The sequence below is a fragment of the Rhizobium sp. WYCCWR 11128 genome (assembly GCF_013416305.1).
Lineage (GTDB): Bacteria > Pseudomonadota > Alphaproteobacteria > Rhizobiales > Rhizobiaceae > Rhizobium > Rhizobium indicum.
On the sequence record NZ_JACCEZ010000004.1, the window covers coordinates 152624 to 174654 of the forward strand.

At 56.9% G+C, this 22031-nt stretch carries 22 protein-coding genes and 1 pseudogene; 15 read left to right on the plus strand and 8 right to left on the minus strand.

The annotated features are described in order from the left end of the window. Positions 1-41: 41 nt before the first annotated feature. The 4 genes and pseudogenes from HX898_RS15475 to HX898_RS15490 form a co-directional block, all read right to left on the minus strand. Positions 42-254, minus strand: a complete 213-nt coding sequence (locus HX898_RS15475; RefSeq protein WP_003561841.1) for a hypothetical protein — start codon at positions 252-254, stop codon at positions 42-44. Positions 255-274: 20 nt separating this feature from the next. After that, positions 275-2122: a peptide antibiotic resistance protein gene (locus tag HX898_RS15480; protein ID WP_180195038.1), complete on the minus strand. Its 1848-nt coding sequence runs from the start codon at positions 2120-2122 to the stop codon at positions 275-277. Positions 2123-2131: 9 nt separating this feature from the next. After that, complete coding sequence (locus HX898_RS15485) at positions 2132-2557, minus strand: helix-turn-helix transcriptional regulator (protein ID WP_138330278.1); 426 nt, start codon at positions 2555-2557, stop codon at positions 2132-2134. A gap of 171 nt (positions 2558-2728) precedes the next feature. Next, positions 2729-2929 (minus strand): annotated as a pseudogene (locus tag HX898_RS15490) (hypothetical protein); the annotation flags it as partial. Positions 2930-3053: 124 nt separating this feature from the next. On the opposite strand from HX898_RS15490, the gene HX898_RS15495 reads away from it, so the two are divergent. After that, complete coding sequence (locus tag HX898_RS15495; protein ID WP_180195040.1) at positions 3054-3944, plus strand: DUF6030 family protein; 891 nt, start codon at positions 3054-3056, stop codon at positions 3942-3944. A 30-nt stretch (positions 3945-3974) separates the two neighbouring features. On the opposite strand, the gene HX898_RS15500 is transcribed toward HX898_RS15495, so the two are convergent. Continuing rightward, complete coding sequence (locus HX898_RS15500; protein ID WP_138386840.1) at positions 3975-4415, minus strand: hypothetical protein; 441 nt, start codon at positions 4413-4415, stop codon at positions 3975-3977. Positions 4416-4551: 136 nt separating this feature from the next. Between HX898_RS15500 and HX898_RS15505 the strand changes: the two genes are divergently transcribed. The 14 genes from HX898_RS15505 to HX898_RS15570 all read left to right on the plus strand — a co-directional run bounded on the left by HX898_RS15505 (position 4552) and on the right by HX898_RS15570 (position 17993). Next, entirely contained in the window at positions 4552-5625 is a 1074-nt protein-coding gene (locus tag HX898_RS15505; protein WP_138330274.1) for an endo-1,4-beta-xylanase, read from the plus strand. 31 nt (positions 5626-5656) lie between these two features. Then, entirely contained in the window at positions 5657-6808 is a 1152-nt protein-coding gene (locus HX898_RS15510) for a glycosyltransferase (RefSeq protein ID WP_003542111.1), read from the plus strand. Next, complete coding sequence (locus HX898_RS15515; protein ID WP_003542119.1) at positions 6808-7314, plus strand: acyltransferase; 507 nt, start codon at positions 6808-6810, stop codon at positions 7312-7314. The genes HX898_RS15510 and HX898_RS15515 overlap by 1 nt, the downstream gene beginning before the upstream one ends. Further along, positions 7311-8213 (plus strand): exopolysaccharide glucosyl ketal-pyruvate-transferase, encoded by a 903-nt coding sequence (pssM, locus tag HX898_RS15520; RefSeq protein ID WP_180195041.1) that lies wholly within the window; start codon positions 7311-7313, stop codon positions 8211-8213. Before HX898_RS15515 ends, pssM begins: the two co-directional genes overlap by 4 nt. Positions 8214-8358: 145 nt before the next feature. Beyond that, the gene (locus HX898_RS15525; RefSeq protein ID WP_180195042.1) at positions 8359-9861 is read left to right on the plus strand and encodes a lipopolysaccharide biosynthesis protein; all 1503 of its coding nucleotides are present in this window, start codon (positions 8359-8361) and stop codon (positions 9859-9861) included. A gap of 32 nt (positions 9862-9893) precedes the next feature. After that, complete coding sequence (locus tag HX898_RS15530; protein ID WP_003561855.1) at positions 9894-10898, plus strand: polysaccharide pyruvyl transferase family protein; 1005 nt, start codon at positions 9894-9896, stop codon at positions 10896-10898. A 40-nt stretch (positions 10899-10938) separates the two neighbouring features. Further along, positions 10939-11760 carry a galactosyl transferase gene (locus HX898_RS15535; RefSeq protein WP_180195043.1) on the plus strand — a complete coding sequence of 274 codons (822 nt, stop codon included), beginning with the start codon at positions 10939-10941 and terminating at the stop codon, positions 11758-11760. Positions 11761-11843: 83 nt separating this feature from the next. Further along, on the plus strand, positions 11844-12788 hold the full coding sequence (locus tag HX898_RS15540) for a glycosyltransferase (RefSeq protein WP_017961657.1): 945 nt from the start codon (positions 11844-11846) through the stop codon (positions 12786-12788). A gap of 171 nt (positions 12789-12959) precedes the next feature. Next, a complete protein-coding gene (locus tag HX898_RS15545) occupies positions 12960-13928 on the plus strand; it encodes a glycosyltransferase (RefSeq protein WP_180195044.1) in 969 nt (322 codons plus the stop codon). A 91-nt stretch (positions 13929-14019) separates the two neighbouring features. Continuing rightward, the gene (locus tag HX898_RS15550) at positions 14020-14994 is read left to right on the plus strand and encodes a glycosyltransferase family 2 protein (RefSeq protein ID WP_180195045.1); all 975 of its coding nucleotides are present in this window, start codon (positions 14020-14022) and stop codon (positions 14992-14994) included. Further along, complete coding sequence (locus tag HX898_RS15555; RefSeq protein WP_180195046.1) at positions 14991-15875, plus strand: glycosyltransferase family 2 protein; 885 nt, start codon at positions 14991-14993, stop codon at positions 15873-15875. The genes HX898_RS15550 and HX898_RS15555 overlap by 4 nt, the downstream gene beginning before the upstream one ends. Beyond that, complete coding sequence (locus tag HX898_RS15560) at positions 15872-16852, plus strand: glycosyltransferase family A protein (protein ID WP_180195047.1); 981 nt, start codon at positions 15872-15874, stop codon at positions 16850-16852. Before HX898_RS15555 ends, HX898_RS15560 begins: the two co-directional genes overlap by 4 nt. Before the next feature lie 209 nt (positions 16853-17061). Next, complete coding sequence (locus tag HX898_RS15565) at positions 17062-17520, plus strand: glucuronosyltransferase (protein ID WP_129421574.1); 459 nt, start codon at positions 17062-17064, stop codon at positions 17518-17520. After that, on the plus strand, positions 17517-17993 hold the full coding sequence (locus HX898_RS15570) for a glycosyltransferase (RefSeq protein WP_017961662.1): 477 nt from the start codon (positions 17517-17519) through the stop codon (positions 17991-17993). Before HX898_RS15565 ends, HX898_RS15570 begins: the two co-directional genes overlap by 4 nt. A 42-nt stretch (positions 17994-18035) precedes the next feature. On the opposite strand, the gene HX898_RS15575 is transcribed toward HX898_RS15570, so the two are convergent. From HX898_RS15575 to HX898_RS15585, 3 genes are all read right to left on the minus strand, one after another. Next, a complete protein-coding gene (locus HX898_RS15575) occupies positions 18036-18731 on the minus strand; it encodes an SGNH/GDSL hydrolase family protein (protein ID WP_180195176.1) in 696 nt (231 codons plus the stop codon). Between the two features lie 150 nt (positions 18732-18881). After that, a complete protein-coding gene (locus HX898_RS15580) occupies positions 18882-20189 on the minus strand; it encodes an HlyD family type I secretion periplasmic adaptor subunit (RefSeq protein WP_171598505.1) in 1308 nt (435 codons plus the stop codon). Between the two features lie 15 nt (positions 20190-20204). Then, entirely contained in the window at positions 20205-21971 is a 1767-nt protein-coding gene (locus tag HX898_RS15585; RefSeq protein ID WP_138330266.1) for a type I secretion system permease/ATPase, read from the minus strand. Positions 21972-22031 lie beyond the last annotated feature (60 nt).

Genomic DNA, 22031 nt, shown 5'->3' on the forward strand with positions numbered 1-22031 from the left:
ACCCTGTCTGAATATATGGATCGGTGCGTCAGAATGCCGGCTCAGCCGTCGACGTGACCGGAAAGGGCAACCTGCGCCGAGGAAACCGCGACGGCGAGGTCGACGCCCTTCACGAATGTGCCGCCGGCCTTGCGCAGGCCGTTTGCAGTCGCCAATTCCCCAGTCGGATTGAGAGGCTTGACCGTACCCGCGTCGAGATCGGCAAGCCAGAGACCCGCCTCACCAGGTATACCTATAATGACAGCTTTCGCCATGTAATGCCCCTCAGCTATTGTTAAAAACCGGCCTTCAGCAGGCCCTCTCGATAAAGCTCTTTTTGCCAATCTTCCTTGAAGGGAACGATGGCGAGCCACTTCTCGACGTCGAAGACCGGGTTGATGCTTTCGGCTCGTTGCCGATGGAATAGCGCCCGTTTTCGATCGCCGATCATTGCGCAACTGGCCGCGGCGATGCGATGGGCCGGCGCTTTGTCTTTCATCGCCTCAACATAGGCGATGGCCTCCTCGTACTGTTCCAGGAAGAAGCTCGCTCCCGCAGCGCACCAGAGGTAGGCGTCAGGCGCGATCGGATTGAGCGAAATCGCTCTTCTGATCTTGGCGAGCGCGTCGCCGGGGCGGGATGCATGCACGAGCGTGTCGGCATGGCTGTAGATGACATCGGCAAAATGCGGGCTGAGTTGCTCCGCCAGATCAAGTGCGGCAACACTGGCATCGACATCGCCGAGATAGAGCTTGGTGACGCCAAGCTCGCGATGGCCCGCCGCCGAGGCCGGATCCCGCTCGATGGCCCGAAGCGCGTTCTGCTCCGCCAGATGCAGCAGCTCATTGTTTCCCTGCGCCGTCACGAGCCACTCGCTGGTGAAAGTTCTCGCCAGCCCGGTAAATGACGGAGAGAAATCCGCCTTATGCGACAGCGACTGCTTGAAAGCTTTTCGGGCCCGGCGGATATGCGGCAATGTCAATTTGCTCATCAGGCTCGAGCCGACCAGATAGGCGTGATAGGCCTCAGGATTGGCTTCGAAGCGTAAGCGCTCTTCCTCGTTTTCAGCCAGCTCGCGGGCCACCGACATGGTCAATTGCTGCGCGATCAGCCGTCTCTGACGCGGCAATATATCGGGCGTCATCGTAAAGCGATTGGCCCAGATGATCTCGTCCGTGGGAAAATAAACCAGCTGGGCGAACAATCCCTCTTCGGAAAGCCGTGTATCCAGAAGATAGGCGATCGAGTGACGGGCGACCACGGCAGCCTTCTCGGAGTCACGGCGGATCTGGCCGGCCGTATGGGGCGCTACGATGGAAATGTTTCTGAGCGCGCAGAGTTCGATCGTGACGTCTTCGATCAGGGCGTTGGCAAGCGCAAGCCCGGCATCGGCGTGTTTCGATGTCGGGGGAAGCAGCACCAGCCGAGGTAGGATCAGCGGCGCCTGCGATACGCGTTCGATGTCGGCAGTTGTCTCACCGCCGGCCTCGGAACGCTTCACCTGCACCCTGGCATGGCCGTCGCCGTTCGGCAATCTCTCGCTGAGGGACGAACCGCCGGATAGCCGGTGCAGCAAGGCTCTGACCTGCTCGTCATTCGGATCCCGTTCGAGGATCTGCAGGGCGGCGCCGGAAATGGAGCGCGCAGCGCCGGGCTTTTGCGCATCCGGCAACGCATCCAGCAATGCCTGCCGCAATTGCAGCGCCTGGGCGTCCCGTTGCGCTCTGAACCAGGCGTCTATCAGCTTTGTCGCTGGTTTGATATTTCCGATGAATCCACGCTGGGTCAGTTCGGCGATCGCGTTCAGCCGCTCCAGCGGCGAACCGCCGGCGCGAAAAATATCCAGATCGCTGGAAACCGCCTGCGTGTTGAGGCGAACCGTGGTGGCGGTGAAATCGAAGGGAATTTCGGCGCGTCCGCCGTCTGTCTCGCGGATGCGGGAAAGCAGCTTGCGCAGATTGAGCCGCGCCAGCTCGGGTTCGACGTCATTCCATAGAAACTGAGCCAATTCATAACGGCTGAGTTCATGGCTCGCGCCGGCATAGAGATGGGCCATCATCAACAGGCCCTTGATCGGATAGCGAACCGGGTCGCCATTCGTCTCGATCAACCGCAGATCGCCGAATGTCTGCAGGTGGAGCACGATCCGTCCTCAGCTGTTCACAACCGAATCCTGCAGCTCACTGTCGCTGTCAGGCAATCCCGCGACTGCCAGGCTTTTGGCCAACGCCACCAGCTTTTGCCTGATATTCGGGTCTTCGATGGCGATGAATGCCTTGTTAAGCGCCAGCCCCTCCTTCGAGGACAAAAAGGTGTTCAATTCATTCGTCGCGCCGTCGATCGGTCCGGAGCCGCCGTTCTCGAAGAAAAAGCCGACGGGCACACGAAGAATCTCGGATATGCGCTGAAGACGGCTGGCGCCTATTCTATTCGTTCCCTTTTCGTATTTCTGGATCTGCTGGAAGGTAATACCCAGAAGTTCGGCCAAGCCGTTCTGAGTCATCCCGAGCGTCTTTCGCCGAACGCGCACGCGGTTGCCAACATAGACGTCAATCGAATTCGGCGATTTAGCCTTCATGTGAATAAGTCTCCCGCTTTATCAGCACGCCCGGCTGTATAATGGAGAGTTTAAGCAAGAATGCAACTAAAAGTAAATATTTCGTAAGGATTTTTTTCAGCAGCGCACACAGTAAAAACAACCTGTGGATTATCGCAGCAGCGCCATTTGGCGCGGGTGCACCTGCGTTCTCTATCGCGCACTTCGCAGCCAGCGAATGCTATCCGAAATCACTGCCGCTGCAACACCCTCTCTGAGAGGTTTTTGCGCAACGGCGATCATCGACTTGGCGAAAACGGGAATTCTTCCGACATACTCAAAACGAACATTGTCGAAGCCGGCATCCAGCAGCAGCATGCTCAGCGTGTTTTTCGACCAGAACTTGATATGCCCAATGACGAGGCACAAAGGTGCCCAATTGCCGACAAGAAGCCAAAGATATTTAACGGATAAATGTATACTGCTGGATTTAGACAGCTCGATCGAAACCCCTTCTCGCGCGCCGGAGAAGACAAGCTTGCCCGATAATTCGTCGTCCGCATATGCGAAACAGCCGGTGGGGAAACCGCGGGTTCCCGTGGTCTTCTGGTTGCTGCTGACGATTTCCCTCTCGCTGGTCATGGGAACGGTGCTGCTTTCCAACAACATGAAACACCTAAAGACGGTTAGCCATTATTTTGGCTTCGATCTCTTTCCCCAGGAGGTCAGACCGCCTCCCCCCAAAGCCCTTCCCCGCCCCACACCACCGGCCACCTTCACGCTTCCATTGCATATCATCGAACCGCCGATGGTACAGACCGCGTCGACTTTCCTGCGGACATGGCGGATATCCGGCGCCGCAATGTGTGCGGCGCTGCGCAATGCCGGCATCGAAACCAGCGACTGGGCGGCGGCGAGTTTCAACGCCGATACATTTGAATGCTTTTTCGAGCAGAGCAGCAAGCGGGAGAAGGATCAGCTCCCGAGCTCTATCTTCGTCATCGTTCGCGGCAACGCCGCCGGCACGATCAACAATATGCGCGTGAAAATCATCAATCCCGAGACCGATGAAAATGGCCAGCTCGATCCCGGCATTCTGCGAATTTTCGAAATCATGCTGCAGCAACCGCAATGGCTCGATTTTCACGAGACCCTGAACGCGATCAAGAATCTGAAGGACATCAAGGAAGACGGCTTCGGAGCCAGTATCGGCTTCACCCGCGAGGTACTCAATCCCGGGAATTACAACTTCACGCTCTCGCTGGATGCGACTTCAGGACCTCAGAAAAGTACTAGAAATTATTTTTCCGGCAGAAGATGGCTGCCGTTGCCGGACCCCGCAGTCGAGATCGACAGCGCGCAACCGGAATCAGTCTCCAAACCTCCCCATACCGAAACGCCGGCTGAAAGTCAGGAACATCGGCATTAGGTCTTCGGCTTCATGCCATGCACGGACTGATCACGCCATGTGACTCGCATCGTCGTGATGTCTGGCCATTATCTTGTAGAGCTCTTTCAAACTGTCCGCACTCGGCCGTTCGGTGCTGTCCCCACCCGCCAGACGCCAGACACGCTCGACATTGAGGTCCTGCGTGACTTGAGCAAGGTCTTCGTTCAGCGAGCGAATGACGACCTCCGATCGGCGCAACCGCCACGACATTCTGACCAGCGCTGCGAACGGGAGGAAAATGATGCCGATGATGCCGAGAGCAAGGACCGAGAACTGCCAGTCATCGAGAAGAGACAGACCGCTTCGAACGGTCGCCATAAAAAAAACGGCATTTTGAAATGCCATATGAAAATAGCTCATCAGATAGCTGGACCAATCTTCCATCACGAGCGCCCTCCCCGAGCGGTTTATATCTTGGAATATGCTGAAAAGTCTAGCAGACACCAACAATATCCCCTGCGGGGAAAGTATATTTTAGGTTGTATTACTCTGCTGAATTGAACGCGAATCTCATGGGTCGGTGCCGACGAGTCCGGCCTTTCAAATTCCACCGCGGACATGAAAAAAGCTAACAGTGAGAGATAGAATGAATAGAAGACGTTTCCTCGCCTCGGTTCCGCTCGCTCTGTTGTACGTCCGTACGGGCCAGGCCCTGGCACAGGTGCCTGCCGCTGCAGGGCTGCGCGTCCTTGCCGACAGGAAGTCGTTCCGATTCGGATCGGCAATCGACCTGCAAAACATCAACGATCCAATCGCTGCCGAGATCTACATCGACAACGTCAATTCAATAACGCCACGAAACGAGCTGAAGTGGAATTCGACGGAAAAGAGACCCGGTGTTTTCAGCTTCGGCAGCGCCGACCGCATGGTTGCATTTGCACGCAAAAACAACATGAGGGTTTATGGCCACACGCTGATCTGGTATCGCGTCCCGGGCTGGGTCTCGGACATCACCGACGCAAAGACCATTCAGGCGGCGATGAACCGTCATATAAAACAGGTTGTCACTCGCTATAAGAACTCGATCGATGCATGGGATGTAGTGAACGAACCGTTGGAGTATGATGCACCGGATCTGCGGGATTGTGTTTTCCGACGCCTTCTTGGCGACGATTATATCCGTATGAGTTTCGACATGGCGCACCAGGCCAATCCGGGCGCGACGCTGGTGCTCAACGAAACGCATCTGGAGAAAAAATCCGACGTGTTCGAACAGAAGCGCGCGCGCATCCTGAAAATCGTCGAGGACCTCGTCGCCAAAAAAACGCCGATCAATGCGGTGGGGCTGCAGGCGCATTTCCGCCCCGGCCTCGACCGGATCGATCCGGAAGGAATGGGGCGCTTTTGCGCGGCGCTGAAGGACATGGGTGTCGGCGTTTTCATCACCGAGCTGGATGCGTCTTGCCACTTCCTGAACCGCGACAAAGCCTTCACGCCGGCATCCTACGCCGATATTTTCGGTGACGTGATTACCGTTGCCGCCGAACATGGTGACTTGAAAGGCGTGACGGTATGGGGCATGTCGGAAAAATACGGCGAGCCCGATGAGAAAGCGACCGATCCCGCTGCAGCTTGCACGAAGCGCGTTAATCTTTACGACGAAAACAATGCGCCAAGAAGTGCGGTTGACGGTATCCGGCGGGCAATAGAGGCGATGTGATGCGCAAGACAACGGAGACGCAAACAGATTCATGAAAAAAGCCGTTATTTATGTGGAAAAATTTTTGCCTGCCAGCCAGGCATTTGTTCTCAACCAGGCGGTAGCGTTTCGTTCTTTCGAAGCTGAAATCCTTGCTGGCTCGCGAATTTCTTCGGCCCATACAAAAAAATCCACTGTTCCGGTTCATGACATCCGTCGGTCGCCCGTTGCACGGGCCGGTGAACTGCTTCTGAAAATCCCGCAGATCGGCCTTCCTTTCCTCTTTCCCGCGATCGGCAAAGCCGATCTCGTTCACGCCCATTTTGGCAAGAACGGGTATGTCATCGGTCCATTGGCGCGCGCCGCCGGCAAGCCGCTGGTCACGACGTTCCACGGCTTCGACGCCACCTATCGCGGTGACCCGAAAAAGCCGGGCGGCTTCAATCAGGTGCGTTTCTTCGCCAAGGGCCGGAGCGAGATGGCCGGCTGGAACAGCTGGAACATCGCCGTTTCCGATTTCATCCGCGATCGGCTGCTGGCGCTCGGCTTTCGCGCCGAACGTGTCTATCGCCATCACATCGGCATCGATCTCGATCTCTTCAAAATGGAGCCTCGTCCGCGAAAAAAAGGGCTCGTGGTTTCAATTGCCCGCTTCGTCGACTATAAGGGCCATCGTTTCATGATCGATGCGCTTTCGCGTGTGGCTGCTGCCGGCACCCCTGTCGAATTCGTCATGGTCGGCCAGGGTCCCTTGAAGGAGGAAATCGAAGCACTGGCGCGTCGTTCCTTGCCAAGCGTCACGATCCATGAAAATCTGTCGCAGACTGAGATAAGAGACCTGCTCGCCAGTGCGGAGCTTTATCTTCATGGCAGCGTGACCCTCGACAATGGTCACGCCGAAGCTTTCGGCCTCGCCAATCTTGAGGCGGAAGCCGTCGGTACCCCGGTTGTCGCATTTCGCTCGGGAGGCGTGGGCGAAGCGATCGAAGAGGGGAAAACTGGTTATCTCGTGGAGGAGCGGGATGTCGCGGGAATGGCCGAGGCAGTCGGAAGGCTGCTCAACGACCAGGCTCTGTGGACAGCCTTTAGCGCGCGGGCACCGCTTCTGGTGGCCGAGCGCTTCGACTTACGTCGCCAAACGGGGATGCTCGAGGACTATTACAGTTCCGTGCTAGACGAATTTTCCAGCCGGGGTCGGACTTGATGGTGCAGACAGGAAAAAAGCCGAAGTGGGGACTGAATGTATTTCGGCCGCTGCGGAACAGCATTGTGACGGCCAAATGGCTCTACTATACGAAATTCTGGGGAATGGACATCGATCCGACGGCAAGCTTTTCCTTGAGCGTTCGTTTCGACAAGACCAACCCGAAGGGATTGCATATCGGCGCGGAAACTTACGTCGCCTTTGAGGCTGCGATTCTCACCCACGATCTCACACGCGGGCTCTACCTCCACACGAGGATCGGCAAGCGCTGCTTCATCGGCGCCCGCAGCATCATTCTGCCCGGCGTCGAGATCGGCGACGAATGTGTCATCGGCTCGGGCTCGGTGGTGACCAAGAACGTGCCGCCGCGCTCGCTCGTGGCGGGCAATCCGGCAAAGATTATCCGCAGCGACATCAAGATCATTTCGCGTTACGGACGCATGGCACGCGAAGACGAGACGGTCTCGCAGATCGTGACGCACTTGCCGACTGGAGAAGCACGATGAAGATGTTCGCCTACCGGGGGAAACACGAGAATTTTGGCGACGAACTGAACCATTGGCTCTGGGAGCGTCTGCTGCCCGGCTTCTTCGATGAGGACGAAAGCCAGCTCTTCCTCGGCATCGGCTCGATTCTCTACGACAATTTCGACCCGAACATGCAGAAGATCGTCTTCGGCTCGGGTTATGGCGGCTACACAAACCCGCCGAAAGTCGACGGCAACTGGACCTTCTATTTCGTGCGCGGAAAGAAGACCGCCGAGGTCCTCGGCATTGATCCGAGCTACGCCATCGGCGATTCGGGCATCCTGACGCGCAGCTGCTGGGATGCGAAAAGCATCGAAAAACGTTATCCCGTGTCCTTCATGCCGCACTACGAAAGCGCCATGTACGGCAGCTGGGATAAAGTCTGCGATCTCGCCGGCATCCACTATATCGATCCCCGCTGGTCGGTGGAAAAGGTTCTGACCGAAATCAGCGCATCGCATAAGGTCGTCTCCGAGGCGATGCATGGCTGCATCATATCAGATGCGCTGCGCGTTCCCTGGCGGGCGATCCAGCCCATCGCGCCAGGCAATCGTGCCAAGTGGTATGATTGGGCGAGTGCGCTCGATCTGGAGATCGATTTCGATCCGATCGGCCCGTCAAACCTCGTCGAGGTCGGAGCGTCGCTGGTCCGGAAAAACACCTACCTGCTGAAGAACATAACGTTCCGCCACCGCCGCATCCGGCAACTCACCGGCAATTATGTCTTCGGCTCGACGGTCAAGACATTGCAGCGGGTGGCGGAGAAGCCGGGCCAGCTCAGCACCGATGCGTCTATTGTAAACGCGCACGAGAGAATGCTGGTCGAGCTGAACCGACTGAAGCAGGATTTTTCGAAGAAAACGGCAAGCGTCCTGTGACGCTGCAAACCGGATTCGTGACGAGGCGATAAGGCATGATCCTTTCCAACTCCATCAACACTCTCTCCTCCCGCAAAGGGGAGAGGCACTTTGGACGGGCATCCAGCCCGCAGTCAGTGTCCTTGACGTGCGGAGCCGTTCGACCATGAGCAGTGTTACCGACCGGCTGATCCAGGGCAGCATGTGGCTGAGCCTGTCCCGCGCCATCGTCAACGGGCTTTCGGCACTCAGCACCTTCGTTCTCGCCTGGTACCTCGGACCGTCCGATTTCGGTCTCGTTGCCATTGCAACGACGATCCAGATCATCCTGAGTTCCGTCACCGAACTCTCGCTCAATCAGGCGCTCATCCGCCACGAGGACCCGAGCGAGGTTCATTTCAGCGCGGTTTGGACGCTGAGCGTGACAAGAAGCGCGATCCTGGCTTTGCTGTTTGCCGCCAGTGCGTTTCCAATCGCCGAATTTTATAACGAACCTCGACTGACGAGCGTCATGCTTGCCTTAAGTTTTAGCTTGCTCCTGAGCGGCCTGGCCAACCCACGTCGGGTCATGCTCCAGCGTGATCTGATCTTCTGGCAGGAATTCGTTCTCAACGTATCGCAAAAGCTTGTCGGCTTCGTCGTGACGGTGGCAATCGCTGCGATCTACCAGAGCTATTGGGCTCTTGTTCTCGGCACCCTTGCCTATCAGATTACCAATATCATCGTTTCCTATACCGTCTTGCCGTTCTGGCCACGCATAACCTTCCGGCATGCCCGGGAGTTGTTTTCGTTCTCGCTTTGGCTGACGGCAGGACAGATCGTCAACACGCTGAACTGGCGGATCGAGTATCTGCTGATCGGCAAGATGTTAGGCGCCACGCAGCTAGGCCACTATACCGTCGGCAACACTCTTTCGACGCTGCCGACCCGTGAGGCCACGGCACCGTTGAACCAGACGATTTATCCGGGCTTTTCGAGAGTACGCAACGACCCGGCCCGGTTGATCGCCGCCTATCAGCGCGCGCAGGCGCTTTTGGCTGCAGTGGCGCTTCCGGCAGGAATCGGCATGGCGGTCGTGGCTGATCCGATGATGCGGCTCGCCTTGGGAGAGAAATGGATTCCCGCCATCTTTATCGTCCAGGCGCTCGCATCGGTCTTTGCTCTGCAGACGCTCGGCTCCCTCGTTCAGCCGTTGGGCATGGCAAAGGGTCATACCAAGTTGCTGTTCATCCGCGACGCCCAGATGCTGGTGGTCCGCGTTCCCATCATCATCGTCGGCCTGATGATTGCCGGACTTCCAGGCGTCGTCTATGCGCGTGTGTTGACGGGTTTGATTTCCACCGCGGTCAATATGCTTCTCGTCAAGCGACTGATCGGCCTGCCGTTCTTCCAGCAACTCGGGGCCAACTTCCGCGCGCTTGCCAGCGTCGCATTGATGGCCGCCGGCGTCTGGGGGCTGTCACATGTCCTGAACATGCCGACCGATAAGCTGGGCCTGGCTCTCCATCTGGCCATACTGGTCATCACCGGCGGTATTCTCTATGTCGGTTCCAGCTTTGTCCTTTGGCTCGCGATGAAGAAGCCAAATGGCCCGGAAACCGAAGTTCAGCGTATCTTTGTCAAGTTCCTGTCAAAAGCCAAACGTATGGCCTTACCCAAGTCGGCCTAAAAGCTAAAACGAACATCAACAAGAGAGGCAGAATGACCAGCCAATCCAGAACGGAGCTGATCGCAAAACTTAATGGTATGATCCATGATTGCCTGAAAGACTATGTCTCACGCGATGAACCGCTTGCAATCCTCGATTTTCCCGACATCCGCAATTGCGGCGACTCCGCAATCTGGCTGGGCGAAATGGCCTATCTGAAGGATCGCTTCGGCAAACGCCCGGACTATGTTTCGAGAACGGCGGACTTCTCCGCAGATGAGCTGAAAAAGCGCGTGCCGACCGGTCCGATTTTCATTCATGGCGGCGGCAATTTCGGCGACATCTGGGTTTCCCATCAGGATTTCCGCGAAGCCATCATGGAGCGTTTCCCGGATCGGCAGATCGTCCAGTTCCCGCAGTCTATCCACTACAGTTCACCTGAGCGCATCGAGCAATCCGCACGCGCAATCGCGCGTCACAAGAATTTCGTCCTGCTCGTGCGCGATGAAGAATCGAAGGAATTTTCCGAGAAGCACTTCGACTGCACCGTCCGGCTATGCCCCGACATGGCCTTCGCCATCGGGCCGCTGCCGGACAGGGCTACGCAAATTTCCGTCCTCGCCATGCTGCGAGAGGATGCAGAACGGGTTGGCGGCACCGATCGCAAGATCCCTTCTGATATTCCTGTGGAAGACTGGATCACCGAGTCGAAGCGGAAGGTGGATATCGCCAAGAAGTTGGGGGCAGCTTCGGCTTTCCTGGCACTGAAGCCGAGCGAAGTGGCATTGCGCAAGCTGGACGCCGCAGCGCACAACCGCTTCGAGCGTGGCATCAGCCAAATTTCACGCGCCCGCGCCATCGTTACCGATCGCCTGCATGTCCATATCTGCTCGCTGCTGCTTGGCCGGCCGCATGCCGTATTGGACAACAGCTACGGAAAGATCCGCCGCTTCATGAATGCCTTCTCCGGCGGGACCGACCTTTCATACAAGGCAACATCGCTTGAAGATGGAATCGAGTGGGCGCGTCACCAAGCCGGGCAAGGAGCGCGCGGATGACGGAGACGCTGCGCGCTTGCTGGATCAGGAGGGTAATCCGATGACACTTGTCACCTTCATTATCCCGGTCCGACATCAGGACAATGCCCGCGACTGGAGCAGGTTGAAGGCAAATCTGACCCAGACCGTGGCTTCCATTTCCAATCAGACCAATGGGGACTGGCGCGGCATCATCGTGGCAAACGAAGGCGCCGATCTACCTGACCTGCCGGAAAAATTCTCCGCCGTGCGCGTCACCTTTCCGCCGAACGACCTGCATGAGCTTGGAAAGGGCAGCAAGGAAGACTTCCTTGATGCCTTCCGGGCAGACAAAGGCCGTCGCGTTCTCAGTGGCATGTTGAACGCCACCGACAGTCGCTTCTTCATGATTGTCGATGACGACGATTTCGTCAGTTCGCGAATCGTTCAGCACGTGTCCGAAAATCGGGACGCCAACGGATGGACGATTGACCATGGTTATATCTGGGACGATGGCGGCAACTTCCTGTTTGGCCACGACGACTTCAGCCATCTCTGCGGTACCTCATTGATCATTCGTGCCGATCTCTATGAACTGCCGGAACGCTTTGAGGATGCTTCGCTCGACTGGATCAAGTCGATGCTGGGCAGCCATGTCCGCATAGCGGATATTCTTGGGCAACGGGGAGCGCCGCTCACGAAGCTTCCCTTTCGCGGGGCAGTCTATCGGGTCGCCCACGGCGGATCGCATAGTCAGGCACCGAGCCTGCTGCGACAGTATTTCCTGAACCGCGGCGTACTCACCAAACCGCGGCGGTGGTGGCGCAATCTTCGTAAGCTGAGGATACTCGGCGAGGGTCACAGGCGCGAGTTTTTCGGTAAGACGCGGTCGAACCCCGCCTAAGCGCCGATCCCTTTCGAACATCGCACAGGCAGTCAAAATATGAAAATTTTCTCTTTCGACTTCACCAAGAGGGTTGATAACTGATGTCGGATCTATTGGTCAGCGTGCTTTTTTCATCCTACAATGGCGCCAGCCGCCGGCTGCGCCATACTTTGGATTCCTTGGTGCGCCAAGAGCTTCCCCATGATCGGTGGGAACTGATAGCCGTCGACAACAATAGCAATGACGGCACGTTTGATCTTTTGGAAACCTATAGCGACAAGCTTCCCATCACCATCCTGCAGCAGCGCAAGCCGGGAAAGTCCGGCGCGCTGAATATGGCCTTGGATCGGGTGAAGGGGGATCTCGTCGTCTTTACGGACGACGATGTTCGTGCCGAACCGAACTGGCTGAAAGCGATCGTCGACTGCGCCGCAGCCCATCCGAGTTATGGCGTCTTCGGCGGCAGAATCGTCCCTGAATGGGAGAAAGAACCAAAAGACAGGTTTATCGAATGGATTCCGATGGGATCCACCTTTGCGATAGTCGATGACACCCAAAGCGGACCGTGTGACCCGACGAAAGTCTGGGGCCCGAATACGATCGTCCGGCGAGAGCTGCTCGGAACAAGCGTGCGCTACCGCGAAGATATCGGTCCTCTTCCCGGAAAGATTTTCGCCATGGGTGAAGATGCGGAAATCATCATTCGCCTGGCGGCCAATGGCGCCAAGTCCTATCGATGCGCCGAGGCCGTGGTCCATCATTGGATTCCGGCATCGAGCGTGACGGAGGATTGGGTACAAAAAAGAGGCGAGCGGCTTGGCTACGGCATGCCAGCGCTCTTTCCCGACGAGGTGCCTGGAGGGGTGAGGTTAAGCGGAGTTCCGCTTCCGACCTGGATCGAAAGCGCACAATGGGCCTTCCGGGCAGCAATGCTTTATCTCCTGCCGCGATCGAAGAAACGTTTCTGGGCGATCTGGAAATATTATTACATGCGTGGCTATCGCGCCGGAATTCGCCGATACGTTTCTCAGACGATGACGCAGTAATCGATTGCATAGGAGGCAGTAATTTGAAACTCTCGGTGCTCATCAAAAATTTATGGCAGTATTTGCGCCCACGCATCGACAGCGTTCTATCGCAGGCCCAAGACATCGGTAAAGGCGTGACCCGAATCGCACAGGGAAGCGACCAGACCGAAATGAGGTCCGGAGCATCACATGAGCAAAGTCAAGGTTACAATACTGTTCTCAACTTATAACGGCGAGAAGACTCTGCCAACGATGCTTGACGCACTGTGCGCTTCAACCCTACCGAAGGAAGAATGGAAAATCGTTGCGGTCGACAACAACAGCAGCGACAACACTGCAGCAGTCTTGAATTCCTATAAGGAGCGGCTTCCGCTGGAAGTTTATTTTGAGCCAAAACAAGGTAAGCAGTACGCATTGACTTTGGGCTTCCGCCATCTGGAGGGCGAACTCGTCATTTTAACCGATGACGACGTCATTCCCGCGCCGGATTGGATCGAGCAGTTTCTCACCTTGGCAGATGAGCAGCCACAGTTTGCCATATTCGGCGGCTTAATCACGCCCGAATGGGAGGAAAGGCCTGCTCCGTGGTTAGTCAAGTATGGGCATCTGGGGATTCTTTATGCGCTAAATGGCGGTCTACCCGAGGGGCCGATTTCAGCGGCATTGATATCGGGGCCGAATTCGGCCTTCCGTCGTTCCATTTTAGGATCCAGCTATATCGTTCACGACGGCCTCGGCCCCGATGCCACTGTCGCTCAGTTCCCCATGGGTGAGGATACTGCTTTCGCTCTCAGGTTGGAGAAGAATGGAGCCAAGGCTTTTCACTCGCGGCATCCCGGGGTTCGGCACATTGTCAGGAAGGGCTATGTGAACGAAGGCTGGGTTTTGCGGCGCGGCGAGCGTTATGGCATGGGCTTGGTTATCGTTCGGCCGGACCTCTTCGACAGAAAAACGAAAATTGGCGGTCTGCCCATCGCTAGCGCCTTGAGATGGCTTCTGATGGTGCCGGCCAGCGTCGTCGTCAAGAGATTTCCGCCAAGCGGCGTTCGCTTCAAATTGCTCTGGGCTCAGTCGGTGAGACAGGGGATCCTGCGCCAATTTCTCAAGCAGCGATCTACGATGAATAAAACGATCTACTCTCAGGTCGGTGCCAAATGACAAAAGTACTAAACCGCGGCATCGACAGGAAGTGCTCCAGCTGCGGAGGCAGCGGGCAGGATTTTCGCACGTCAGGAGGCGAGTGGGTTTGATGACGGATCCGAGAATTAGTGTCATCTTTTCGTCCTTCAACGGCGCCAGCAGACGGCTTCAACAGATGCTGGATTCGATGTTGGGGCAAAACCTTCCAGTCGAACAATGGGAACTGATTGCCGTCAACAACAACAGTACAGACGAAACACAGGAGCTTCTCGATCAATATGCAAAGAAGCTTCCAATTGTTGTTGTTAATCATACCCGCCCAGGCAAATCAGGAGCTATGAACGCAGCTCTGGCGATAGCTCGAGGAGCGCTGATCGTTTTTACGGACGACGACGTCGAGGCAGATGCGAACTGGTTGAGTTCGATCGCTGCATGCGCGGAGGCGAACCCGGATTTCGGCGTTATCGGCGGCCGAATTCTTCCAAATTGGGAGCATTATCCCCATGGGGATCCGCTGTTGGACTGGATTCCCATGGGGTCAACCTTCGCCATATCCGACCAGGAATCCAGTGGCCCATGCGACCCGACAAAAATTTGGGGTCCGAACACGACCGTGCGTCGCGAATTGCTTGGCAGCAACGTTCGATTCCGCGAAGATATCGGGCCGCTTCCAGGAGGTCTTTTCGCAATGGGAGAGGATACGGAAATTGTCAGCCGCCTATCCCGAAGCGGCGTGAAAACCTATCGGTGCGCCGAGGCCATTGTTCATCATTGGATTCCAGCCTCTAGCGTTACAGAGGCTTGGGTACAGAAGCGTGGGGAACGTCTTGGCTATGGAATGCCAGCGCTCTTCGCCGAGGACATTCCAAAAGGTATAAGGATCGGGGGAATCCCCTTAAGAACCTGGATCGAGAGCGCCAACTGGGCGGTTCGGGCAGCCCTCCTTTATCCGTTGCCGCGATCAAAGAAGCGGTTCTGGGCCATCTGGAAGTACTATTACATGCGTGGCTACCGCGCCGGACTTCGCCGATACGCACCGGCAGTAAATCATTCTGGTCGACTAGCGCAGGAGGTCGTGCATTGAAATTATCGGTGCTTATCAACAATTTCAATTACGGCCGGTATTTGCGCCCATGCATCGATAGTGTTCTGTCGCAGGTCTATCCCGACTTCGAAGTGATCGTGGTCGACGATGGCTCCACCGATGATTCCCAAGAGATTCTTGCTTCCTATGGCGAGCGGATCCTGACCGTATTGAAGGAAAATGGCGGCCAGGCCTCGAGCTTCAATGCGGGTTTTGCTGCCGCAAGCGGCGATATCCTCTTTCTCCTCGACGCCGATGATGCGTTTCTGCCCGGCAAACTTGCTCGTATCGCCGAGATCTACGATCGCAACGAGATCGACTGGTGCTTCGACCGGGTGACGACCGAGGAAAGCGACCAGCCTCCTGCAGAACTGCAGGTGACACTGTTCGACAAGCGGGATACGCTTCGCAGGGGCGGCTTTCCCTCGCTTCCTGTGCCGACCTCCGGCTTGAGCTTCCGCCGCGATCTGCTGTCTCAGATCCTGCCGATGTCCGTCGCGACCGATGTCGTCCTCAGTGACAATTATATCAAGTTTGCCGCTGCCTTTCTCGGCCGCGGCGCCATCGTCGAAACGCCGCTGACGTTTCAGCGCATTCATGAGTCGAACCGCTACACGGGCACAAGCAGGGCAAAGACGCTGCGCCCGCGGATCATGATCGCGACTGGGCTGGAACTGGCACGCCGCTATGACGGGTTGCAGGCACTCGGCAAGAGCCTCGTGGCCGGCGGAATTGCCGAAACGACATCGCTTCTGAAGCTCCCGAGCGAAGCTCGCAACACGGTGGCCGGCGGTCCGTTTGGCGATGCTGCCGCGACCGAAGTGGCTTTGATGGCGGCGCGCAAGCGTTTGGGAAATATGCTGCGGAGAGGACAGTCATGAATCAGCAAGAGACTTTTCCGCATTCATCCGTCGGCACAGAAGCAGGCGTCGCACCACTGAAGATCACCGTTGGTGTGCTGACCTATCGGCGCCTCGACGGGATCTCCAAGCTGCTTGACGTCATGACGCGCCAGGTCAGGCACCCGGCTCGCCCCTATCATCTCACCATGGTGATCGTGGATAATGATGCGGCTGGCAGCGCGAGGACCACGGTAGAGAGCTTTGGCCAAACAGGTGCCTACGACCTGATCTACGTCATCGAACAAAACCAGGGCATACCCTTTGCACGCAATCGTGCACTGGATTCGGCACCTCCAGGCACTGACCTCTTCTGCTTTCTCGACGATGACGAATGGCCGGTCGACGGCTGGCTGGATGCGATGCTGGAGACACGGGAGAAAAACCGCGCCGATTGCGTCTATGGCCCCGTCCAACCAGTCTATCCCGAAAACCCGCCGGAATATTTCATCAAGGCAAGGGTGTTCGAGCGCAAGAAGAACAAGGACGGTCAACGCATTTCTTATGCGGCCTCGAACAACGTCATGTTCGACTATCCCCTGATCCGTTCATGGAATCTGCGTTTTGAAGAGAAGATGCGCTTCACCGGGGGCACGGATTACCTTTTCTTCAACCAAGCCATCCGCCGGGGCATGCAGGTCTTCTGGGCTGACAAGGCGCTTGTCCATGATATCGTTCCGGCCAGCCGGATGACCTGGAAATGGGTATTGCAAAGACAATACCGGCTCGGCAATACCTTCGCAGTCAGCGAGGTCCTGCATGGCAATCTCAAGCGCCGGATCTATCGCGCGGCCTATGGCGCCACGAGAGTTGTGCTTGGGCTGGTCATGCTGCCGGCGATCTTGATTTCACCCTATTGGGGCATGCGAGCCCTCACCCACCTTCTGCGCGGCGCGGGCATGGTTAATGGGATTCTCGGACATGCATACCAGGAATACAAGCCCAATGCCGCTCTCTGATATTGTTTACGCAGACGCCCTTGGAAGAGTTCTGAGCGTTATTATGTTCGAGCTGAAACATCACAAAGATTGGCTGTCCATGAACTTCAAGGCTTCAATCAACCGGGCCAAAAATGGTACACTTCTACTGAACTATCGTGACCCAATCGCTGTTCGAACAGAACGGTTTTCGCCCTTATCCATCGGTCAAATATAGGAGATGCCTGTTTATGACTGAGAAAAAATTGAAGGTTCTCGCTGCCTCGTCGGGAGGCGGCCACTGGGAACAGCTGATGGCCATGCGCGGCGCATTCGATGGCTGCGATATTGTCTTTGCAACGACCATCCCGGGACTGCTTGCAAAATACGACATTCGGGGCGGACTAGTGCTTCCCGATTGCAGCCGCGACTCGATTACCATGTCGATCCGGTGCTTTTTCACCGCCTTCTCCATCGTCATCAAGCACAGGCCCGACGTCATCATCTCGACTGGTGCCGCACCCGGCCTTTTTTGCCTGCTGGCCGGCAAATTGACGGGCAAGCGGACGATCTGGATCGATAGCGTCGCCAATGTGGAGAAGCTGTCCCTATCGGGTAAATTGGCCGGCCATATTGCGACGCTCTGGCTCACGCAATGGCAACATCTGTCGAGGCCGGATGGCCCCCATTACGCAGGAGCTGTCCTTTGATCCTTGTCACCGTCGGAACGCAGCTGCCGTTTGATCGCCTCGTCAAGGCTGTCGACACCTTCGCAAACGAACTGTCGAAACCGGTTCTGGCGCAGATCGGCAAGGGCACCTACACGCCACAGAATATGAAATGGATCAAGAATATCGAGCCCAAAGACTTTGATAACGTCTTTCGCGATGCAAGTGTCATCGTCTCTCATGCGGGAATTGGCACTGTGCTTACGGCCAAGCGTTTTGGGAAGCCGATCATTCTCGTTCCCCGGCAGGCGGCTCTCGGCGAGCACAGAAACGATCATCAGCTCGCCACGGTAAGCCAGCTCGTGGGCCGGCCGGGCATCTATGTCGCACACACCGATGACGATCTCCGGAACTATCTGCTCGAAGAGCTGGATAGCCCATCTCACGAAGATTCGTCGGAAGCCGGTCGGGCTTCACTGGTGACCTACCTGAAAAACTATATTACGGCAGTCTGACCCCGAGAGCTGTCATAGCCTCTGACGCTTACGAGCGAATTTTCATTCTCCGCAATTGTTGCCGGCGATACGTTTGACGAGCTCAGGCGCGATGATTTTGGAGGCTGTGTCGGGCAGAGGATGCACGCCATCAGGAATTGCCGTGGCCAGATCATCCGGCGTCAGACGCTCCCAATTGGGCCGGTGGTCGACAAACTCCAGACCACGTTTTTGCGCCTCCGCCTGATGTGCCGAGACGTAATTGTCGACAAAGGGGCGGATCAGCCCACGCAGTCCGGAAAACGGATTCATGGCCATGACGATGATCCGCGCTTGCGGCAGGCGCTGCCGGAGCTGATCGAGAATGTCGCCGATATTCTTTCGGCTTTGCGCAAGCGACACAAACCGATGCAATGTCGCATCATTGGCGTAGAGCTCAATCAGGATGATATCCGGCTGCTCGGCAACGACGCGATCAATCTGGGTCAGAGCCCACAGTGACGTTTCACCGCTTTTTGCAACGCTCTCGACCTTCACCGGCTTCTGCAGGCAGGCTGCAAGCTCTGTCTCAAGGGCAGGCTGCCATCCTCCCCGCGCCGTCAAGGATGTTCCGAAGGCCACTATTTTCAGCGGCACGGGACTATCGGCATAGCCGTTCCTGACCGCCGAAAGCATCACCAGACACGCCAGAAACAGAACCAGTCCATAGGCCGGTCGCCTCTCAGTCGGCACCGCTCGCCAAAACTGCAAACATATCATGAGGAGACCTTGCAGCAGGCTTGAGACAATTTCGTGAAATGGCCGCGCATGCCTGTTCGAGCAATGCGAAACCATCCAATCCCCATCCTGGCGGATGACAACGGCTGCTTTGAAACGTCGGGGCTATTAACGACGCGAAACAGCCGCCAATCACTCCTGGCGAAATACGTGCTGCATCTGATCGGTCAGCGGCTTCGTCAGATAGGATATGACGGTCCGATCGCCGATCTTGATGAAGACCTCGGCCGGCATGCCGGGATAGAGCTTTATCGTCTTCATCCTGGCAATGCTTTCAGCTTTCGGCTTGACGCGCAGGGGATAGTAGCTGATGCCCGTGCGCTCATCCTTGACGATATCGGGCGCGATCGAGGTAATCTCACCGCTCACATCAGGCGTCGTGCGTTGATCGAAAGCGCTGAAACGCACATCGACGGACTGGCCGACGTGAACCTGGTCAATATCGCGGGTGGCGACTTTCGCCTCGACCGTAAGTTCGTTATTTTCGGGAACGACGAGCATCAACGTCTGACCGGGATCGATGACACCGTTGACGGTGTGAACCGAAAGTTCGTGAACTCGCCCAGTTAGCGGCGCGGTAATGTCGAGACGGTGCAGCTGATCGACTGCGGTTCCGCGGCGCTCTTCATATTCGGCGATCTGTGCCTCGACGTCGGTCAGGTCCTTGGCGATCTCCGAACGACGATCCTCATCCAGCTGGATTGACTGGCGATCGATCTCGATTGCCTTACCCTCGGCCTCTGCCTTTGCTGCGATTTCCTGGCCGCTGTTGCCCTGGAGATCGGCGCGGGCACGCTTGAGTGTGTTCAAACGCTGAAGCGTGACGAGCCCCTTCTTGTAGAGCGTATCAATGCCCTCAAGCTCTTGTTCGATCAAGCCCAAGGCATCGTTGGTGGCGTTGATCTGAACGACCAACCCCTTTACCTGCTCGCCCAGCTGGTCCTTGCGCGATGCCAACTGGCTCTTCATTCCGATAAGTGCCGTCCTGCGACTGTCGAACAACTTCTGCTCGCCATCGAGAAGCTTCTCTGCGGAGGTGCTGGATGTCAGATCGCTGATGTTTTCCTCGACCTCGAACGAATCGGCGCCGATTCGCTCCGCCTTCAGACGGGCGCGGCGCGCATAAAGCTGAGCGAGCGTGCTTTCGACAATCGAGAGGTTCGCTCTTGTCGTCGTCCCATCGAGCCGTATCAGCACCTGCCCTGCCGTCACATGGTCGTTTTCGGCGACCAGCAGTTCCGACACGATACCACCTGTCAGGTGCTGGACCTTCTTGACATCGCCGTCGACGACGATCACGCCCTCGCCGATGACGGCGCTCGAAAGCTCTGTCGTCGCCGCCCAACCGCCAATGCCGCAAACGAGGGCTATCGACAATACACCGACAACGGCAACATGCCGATTGAGGGAGCGTTTCGATTCACTGATAACCTTGCTCACAATCTTCCCTCTGGCCTATTCGGCCGCATTCATGCCGTCGACCACGACTTTAAGCTGAGCCACGCGCTCGGCGATCGGCGTGCGCGCCGCTTCCGGCCTGCTGACTCTCGCCAGAACTTCCTCTTTGGGACCGAACGCGATCATGCGGCCGTCCTGCATCATCAGCACGAAGTCGCAGACCGCCAGAACGCCGGACCGATGCGCGATGACAACGACAATGCCGCCCCGCGCCCGCACGCTCATGATCGCAGCACTCAGCGCCCGCTCGCCTTCTTCATCGAGATTGGAGTTCGGTTCATCGAGCACGACGAGGAATGGTTCGCCGTAAAGCGCTCTTGCAAGCGCGATACGCTGTCTCTGGCCAGCCGAAAGCGCAGCACCGCCTTCGCCGATTTCGGTTTCGTAACCGTTCGGCAGACGAAGAATCAGATCGTGGACACGCGCCGCCCTCGCCGCGGCAACCACCGCCTCAGGCGACATCTCCTTCGCGAAACGGCAGATATTCTGGGCAACAGTCCCCGAGAAAAGCTCCACATCCTGCGGCAGATAACCGATATGCCGGCCAAGTGCGTCACCGTCCCACTGGTCGAGTGCTGCGCCATCGAGGCGAATGGATCCTCTGACGGTCGGCCAGATGCCCATCATCGCCCGTGCCAAGGACGACTTACCCGAGGCACTGTAACCAATGACCCCAAGCGCGCTCCCCGCCCTCAGGCCGAAGCTGACATCGGAAATGACCAAGCGCTGACCCGCCGGCGGCCCGCTCGCCAGTCCTTCGACAGTGACTTGCTTGGTAGGAGCCGCGAGGGCAAGGGGTGCTGGAATCTCAGGAATGGTTTTCAGCAGGCTCGAAAGCCGCGCCCAGCTCTGCTGAGCAGAAACGAAACCACGCCAATTTCCGATCGCCGCTTCGACAGGCGCCAGGGCGCGAGAGGTCAATATCGAGCCGGCGATGATAATCCCCGAAGAGGCCTGCCCTTGAATGACCAGGATTGCGCCGGTCGCGAGCGTTCCCGATTGCAACGCAATACGGAAAATCTTCGACAAGGTCGCATATCCATTGCCGACATCCGATGCCTGCCGGGTGATGGTCCGGTATTCACTGTTCTTGCGGTCCCAGATTTCGGCCATCGTGCCCGCCATGCCCATGGCGTGAATAACCTCGGAGTTGCGGATCGAGGTCTGCGCGAAGGCATTTCGCATATTGGCGGAGTCAGACTGCTTTTTTGAGAGCGTACGCGTTCCCTGATTTGTCAGGAACGTCAGGATGGCGAGAACCAGCGATCCACCGATCGCGATATATCCGATCGCCGGATGAAAGAGAAAGCAGATCACGATATAGAACGGCAGCCAGGGCAGATCGAACATCGCTGTAGGGCCCATGCCGGACAGGAAGGTTCGGATCTGGTCGAAGTCGCGCAACGGCTGAAGCCCGTCGCCGCCGATTTTGACCTTCAACGGAGCCTTGATCAGCGCCCGGAACACGCGCCCGTTCACCATCTCGTCAAGCGCTCCGGCAACACGCACCAGCATCCTGCTTCGCAGAACCTCGAATGCTCCTTGAAAGGCGTAAAGCATTAACGCAAGTATTGCCAGGACAGCCAGCGAAGGTATGCTTTTGCTGGGAATGACCCGGTCATACACCTCAAGCATAAAAAATGAGCTTGTAAGGTATAGGATATTGATAAGCGCGCTTGCTATTCCAATGAAAACAAGCCCCCCCTTGCATTTCCTCAATGCTTTGGACGGCTCGCTGACATCAGCTGCTGAACTCTGAAACACGAAGTAATCCCTCTCTTACCGCATCGCACGAAAGCAAATATGCCGCCGCGCACTCTAGCT

What these genes read in the sequence shown, in the direction of transcription:
- HX898_RS15475 (WP_003561841.1), bottom strand. Translation starts at nt 254, where the DNA reads ATGGCGAAAGCTGTCATTATAGGTATACCTGGTGAGGCGGGTCTCTGG.
- HX898_RS15485 (WP_138330278.1), bottom strand. Translation starts at nt 2,557, where the DNA reads ATGAAGGCTAAATCGCCGAATTCGATTGACGTCTATGTTGGCAACCGC.
- HX898_RS15505 (WP_138330274.1), top strand. Translation starts at nt 4,552, where the DNA reads ATGAATAGAAGACGTTTCCTCGCCTCGGTTCCGCTCGCTCTGTTGTAC.
- HX898_RS15510 (WP_003542111.1), top strand. Translation starts at nt 5,657, where the DNA reads ATGAAAAAAGCCGTTATTTATGTGGAAAAATTTTTGCCTGCCAGCCAG.
- HX898_RS15515 (WP_003542119.1), top strand. Translation starts at nt 6,808, where the DNA reads ATGGTGCAGACAGGAAAAAAGCCGAAGTGGGGACTGAATGTATTTCGG.
- pssM (WP_180195041.1), top strand. Translation starts at nt 7,311, where the DNA reads ATGAAGATGTTCGCCTACCGGGGGAAACACGAGAATTTTGGCGACGAA.
- HX898_RS15525 (WP_180195042.1), top strand. Translation starts at nt 8,359, where the DNA reads ATGAGCAGTGTTACCGACCGGCTGATCCAGGGCAGCATGTGGCTGAGC.
- HX898_RS15530 (WP_003561855.1), top strand. Translation starts at nt 9,894, where the DNA reads ATGACCAGCCAATCCAGAACGGAGCTGATCGCAAAACTTAATGGTATG.
- HX898_RS15535 (WP_180195043.1), top strand. Translation starts at nt 10,939, where the DNA reads ATGACACTTGTCACCTTCATTATCCCGGTCCGACATCAGGACAATGCC.
- HX898_RS15540 (WP_017961657.1), top strand. Translation starts at nt 11,844, where the DNA reads ATGTCGGATCTATTGGTCAGCGTGCTTTTTTCATCCTACAATGGCGCC.
- HX898_RS15545 (WP_180195044.1), top strand. Translation starts at nt 12,960, where the DNA reads ATGAGCAAAGTCAAGGTTACAATACTGTTCTCAACTTATAACGGCGAG.
- HX898_RS15550 (WP_180195045.1), top strand. Translation starts at nt 14,020, where the DNA reads ATGACGGATCCGAGAATTAGTGTCATCTTTTCGTCCTTCAACGGCGCC.
- HX898_RS15560 (WP_180195047.1), top strand. Translation starts at nt 15,872, where the DNA reads ATGAATCAGCAAGAGACTTTTCCGCATTCATCCGTCGGCACAGAAGCA.
- HX898_RS15565 (WP_129421574.1), top strand. Translation starts at nt 17,062, where the DNA reads ATGACTGAGAAAAAATTGAAGGTTCTCGCTGCCTCGTCGGGAGGCGGC.
- HX898_RS15575 (WP_180195176.1), bottom strand. Translation starts at nt 18,731, where the DNA reads ATGATATGTTTGCAGTTTTGGCGAGCGGTGCCGACTGAGAGGCGACCG.